Annotated in this window: 3 protein-coding genes; 1 reads left to right on the plus strand and 2 read right to left on the minus strand. The window is 45.6% G+C overall.

Annotated features, from left to right (window positions below; translation table 11 throughout):
* Positions 1 to 162: 162 nt before the first annotated feature.
* Together mobB and mobA are read right to left on the minus strand one after the other, a co-directional pair.
* Positions 163 to 669: a molybdopterin-guanine dinucleotide biosynthesis protein MobB gene (gene mobB / locus MES37_RS24230; protein ID WP_064541900.1), complete on the minus strand. Its 507-nt coding sequence runs from the start codon at positions 667 to 669 to the stop codon at positions 163 to 165.
* The gene (mobA, locus tag MES37_RS24235; protein ID WP_273695284.1) at positions 670 to 1,299 is read right to left on the minus strand and encodes a molybdenum cofactor guanylyltransferase MobA; all 630 of its coding nucleotides are present in this window, start codon (positions 1,297 to 1,299) and stop codon (positions 670 to 672) included. It abuts the gene before it with no gap.
* Between the two features lie 24 nt (positions 1,300 to 1,323).
* Here mobA and MES37_RS24240 point away from each other — a divergent pair, with 24 nt between their 5' ends.
* Positions 1,324 to 1,593, plus strand: a complete 270-nt coding sequence (locus MES37_RS24240; RefSeq protein WP_064541894.1) for a YihD family protein — start codon at positions 1,324 to 1,326, stop codon at positions 1,591 to 1,593.
* Positions 1,594 to 1,726 lie beyond the last annotated feature (133 nt).

Raw genomic sequence — 1,726 nt, forward strand, 5'->3', positions numbered from 1 at the left:
CTCAGAAGTGAAACGCCGTAGCGCCGATGGTAGTGTGGGGTCTCCCCATGCGAGAGTAGGGAACTGCCAGGCTCCAATTAAGCAAAAAGCCCTGTACTGACGTACAGGGCTTTTTGCTGTCTGCAATTTATAGAAAGATACCCACGAGAACGTAGGCAATACTCACTTCTTAAGCCAGTCAGCAATAAAATCAGCAATCTGAATGGGTGAGTTGATATCCAGTACGGGAAGCGACACATTTGGTAGCGGTACGTCACTCGAAATGGCAATAACATTCCTATCTATTTTCAGCTCATCAACGCTATGCGTTAGTCCTGCCCTGTAAAGCAGGATCTTAGGTATCTCTTCATGCTTAAAACCTTCAACCAATATCAAATGAAGTGAGCTGGAATCCATTCTGCTGGCGAGCCAATGCAAATCCAGTTCTTCTTGCTCAGGTGTTTCAGTCATTAATGCCCAACGATTCTTGTTGGCTACTATCGTTTGGTCCGCCCCAGCTTTCCGCAATTCGTAACTGTCTTTTCCTGGTTTATCGACATCCACATCATGATGAGTATGTTTGATTAACCCAGGGCGGATCCCTCGTTCATTGAGTAAAGGGATCAGTTTCTTAAGAAGCGTTGTTTTACCTGTGCCACTCCAGGCGGCAATCGCGAGTAGAGGAATCATCTATTTATGCTCCCATTGGGCGAGATCTTCAGGTGAATTCACGTTGATGAAGTTATTCATCTGATCCTGGAATCGAACGCTGTGCCCACCAGACTCTCGGAGAAAAAACATTACCCGTCGTTCTCCCGAAGCCAGATAGTTTTCCAGGGATACAGCGAGTTTCTTATGTATAAGAGCGATGGTTGGATGGTCACGTTCCCCATCATTTACCCACACGGCACGGGAAGCCCCTTTCTGCTCCCAAAGTTTGCATGCCAGATCGTCGGGAATGTTGGGTGTATCGCAAGGACAAAACAAAAACCACTCGCTCTCGAGGTTCTGCATTGCCGATAGCATTCCAGCCAATGGCCCTGGGTAATCAGGTAATGTGTCACTGAAAACGCGTAATCCAATAGATTGATATATTTCGATATTTCTATTCGCACTGATCACCACATTGCTGACTTGAGAGGTGAGCTTTCTGGTGACATGCTCAAATAATGGTAGGCCATTGAAGTATATTAGTCCCTTATCGTTACCCCCCATTCTTGTGGCTCTTCCTCCGGACAGCACCACACCAGTAACTTCCGTTAAACATCTCACTAATATCGCCTCTTTTAATGTGGGTTTGAGCCTGCTAACGTGTGACATCTCGCATGTGAAAGGAGCACAATCATGAAATGCAAACGTCTTAACGAACTGCTCGAGCTACTTCAGCCAGCATGGCAGAAAGAGCCAGACCTCAACTTGATTCAATTTTTGCAGAAACTCAGTAAAGAGTCAGGTTATACCGGTGAATTAACCGATCTCACTGATGACGTGCTTATTTATCAGCTGAAAATGCGTGATTCGGCAAAAGACGCTGTTATTCCTGGCATTCAGAAAGACTATGAAGAAGACTTTAAGACCGCATTGTTACGTGCCCGTGGTGTAATTAAAGAGTAAAAGCTTGTAAGCCGCGCCACTTTGACAGCGATGAAATGTTATCCTCAACTATCCGTATTTACAGTCGGTTGCCTGGATGACAGACAGCAGCGCTTTCAATTTTCAAACACTACATCCGGATACCATCATGGAC

Source organism: Buttiauxella sp. S19-1 (assembly GCF_022134725.1).
Taxonomy (GTDB): Bacteria; Pseudomonadota; Gammaproteobacteria; order Enterobacterales; family Enterobacteriaceae; genus Buttiauxella; species Buttiauxella ferragutiae.